The sequence below is a fragment of the Enterococcus phoeniculicola ATCC BAA-412 genome (genome assembly GCF_000407505.1).
Classification (GTDB): Bacteria; Bacillota; Bacilli; order Lactobacillales; family Enterococcaceae; genus Enterococcus_K; species Enterococcus_K phoeniculicola.
On sequence record NZ_ASWE01000009.1, the window covers coordinates 1 to 2,736 of the forward strand.

Annotated in this window: 2 rRNA genes; both read left to right on the plus strand. The window is 51.0% G+C overall.

Features of this window, described 5'->3' with window-relative positions:
* Positions 1 to 2,521: ribosomal RNA gene (locus I589_RS17645) — 23S ribosomal RNA — on the plus strand; the annotation flags it as partial.
* A gap of 99 nt (positions 2,522 to 2,620) precedes the next feature.
* Positions 2,621 to 2,736, plus strand: a 5S ribosomal RNA gene (rrf, locus tag I589_RS17650).

Here is a 2,736-nt window from a genome sequence, read left to right on the forward strand (position 1 = left end):
ACCTAGGAGGATCCTGAGTACGGCGGAACACGAGGAATTCCGTCGGAATCCGGGAGGACCATCTCCCAAGGCTAAATACTCCCTAGTGACCGATAGTGAACCAGTACCGTGAGGGAAAGGTGAAAAGCACCCCGGAAGGGGAGTGAAATAGATCCTGAAACCGTGTGCCTACAACAAGTCAAAGCCCGTTAATGGGTGATGGCGTGCCTTTTGTAGAATGAACCGGCGAGTTACGATCCCATGCGAGGTTAAGTTGAAGAGACGGAGCCGCAGCGAAAGCGAGTCTGAATAGGGCGAATGAGTATGTGGTCGTAGACCCGAAACCATGTGATCTACCCATGTCCAGGTTGAAGGTGCGGTAAAACGCACTGGAGGACCGAACCCACGTACGTTGAAAAGTGCGGGGATGAGGTGTGGGTAGCGGAGAAATTCCAATCGAACTTGGAGATAGCTGGTTCTCTCCGAAATAGCTTTAGGGCTAGCCTCGGAATTGAGAATGATGGAGGTAGAGCACTGTTTGGACTAGGGGCCCATCTCGGGTTACCGAATTCAGATAAACTCCGAATGCCATACATTCATATCCGGGAGTCAGACTGCGAGTGATAAGATCCGTAGTCGAAAGGGAAACAGCCCAGACCACCAGCTAAGGTCCCAAAATATATGTTAAGTGGAAAAGGATGTGGGGTTGCACAGACAACTAGGATGTTGGCTCAGAAGCAGCCACCATTTAAAGAGTGCGTAATAGCTCACTAGTCGAGTGACCCTGCGCCGAAAATGTACCGGGGCTAAACATATTACCGAAGCTGTGGATAACACCTCTGGTGTTATGGTAGGAGAGCGTTCTAAGGGCGTTGAAGGTAGATCGTGAGGACTGCTGGAGCGCTTAGAAGTGAGAATGCCGGTATGAGTAGCGAAAGACGGGTGAGAATCCCGTCCACCGAATGACTAAGGTTTCCTGGGGAAGGCTCGTCCGCCCAGGGTTAGTCGGGACCTAAGCCGAGGCCGAAAGGCGTAGGCGATGGACAACAGGTTGATATTCCTGTACTCGTTGTTTTTGTTTGAGCAATGGAGGGACGCAGGAGGCTAAGGAATGCAGACGATTGGAAATGTCTGTCCAAGCAATAAGTCTTAGTATGAGTCAAATGCTTATACTTCTAAGGACAAGTTGTGATGGGGAGGGAAATAATAGTACCGAAGTTCCTGATGTCACACTGCCAAGAAAAGCTTCTAGTGAGAAAACAACGACCCGTACCGCAAACCGACACAGGTAGTCGAGGAGAGAATCCTAAGGTGAGCGAGCGAACTCTCGTTAAGGAACTCGGCAAAATGACCCCGTAACTTCGGGAGAAGGGGTGCTGATCGTAAGATCAGCCGCAGTGAATAGGCCCAAGCGACTGTTTATCAAAAACACAGGTCTCTGCAAAATCGAAAGATGACGTATAGGGGCTGACGCCTGCCCGGTGCTGGAAGGTTAAGAGGAGTGCTTAGCGTAAGCGAAGGTACGAATTGAAGCCCCAGTAAACGGCGGCCGTAACTATAACGGTCCTAAGGTAGCGAAATTCCTTGTCGGGTAAGTTCCGACCCGCACGAAAGGCGTAACGATTTGGGCACTGTCTCAACGAGAGACTCGGTGAAATTTTAGTACCTGTGAAGATGCAGGTTACCCGCGACAGGACGGAAAGACCCCATGGAGCTTTACTGTAGTTTGATATTGAGTGTTTGTACCGCATGTACAGGATAGGTAGGAGCCGTAGAAATCGGAACGCTAGTTTCGATGGAGGCGTTGGTGGGATACTACCCTTGCGTTATGACCACTCTAACCCGCACCACTCATCGTGGTGGGAGACAGTGTCAGATGGGCAGTTTGACTGGGGCGGTCGCCTCCTAAAAGGTAACGGAGGCGCCCAAAGGTTCCCTCAGAATGGTTGGAAATCATTCGCAGAGTGTAAAGGCAGAAGGGAGCTTGACTGCGAGACTTACAAGTCGAGCAGGGACGAAAGTCGGGCTTAGTGATCCGGTGGTTCCGCATGGAAGGGCCATCGCTCAACGGATAAAAGCTACCCTGGGGATAACAGGCTTATCTCCCCCAAGAGTCCACATCGACGGGGAGGTTTGGCACCTCGATGTCGGCTCGTCGCATCCTGGGGCTGTAGTCGGTCCCAAGGGTTGGGCTGTTCGCCCATTAAAGCGGCACGCGAGCTGGGTTCAGAACGTCGTGAGACAGTTCGGTCCCTATCCGTCGCGGGCGTTGGAAATTTGAGAGGAGCTGTCCTTAGTACGAGAGGACCGGGATGGACTTACCGCTGGTGTACCAGTTGTTCTGCCAAGGGCATTGCTGGGTAGCTATGTAGGGAAGGGATAAACGCTGAAAGCATCTAAGTGTGAAGCCCACCTCAAGATGAGATTTCCCATTTCTTTAAGAAAGTAAGACCCCTGAGAGATGATCAGGTAGATAGGTTAGGAGTGGAAGTGCAGTGATGTACGGAGCGGACTAATACTAATCGGTCGAGGACTTAACCAAAGAATGGTAAGAAAATAAACTCGGACGAGTTTTGATTGATTACTTCAAATCCAGTTTTGAGTGAGCGAAAGCATAACTCAATAAGACAACATCACCAAGTGTGGTGGCGATAGCGAGAAGGATACACCTGTTCCCATGCCGAACACAGAAGTTAAGCTTCTTAGCGCCGATTGTAGTGAGGGGTTGCCCCTTGTGAGAGTAGGACGTCGCCACGC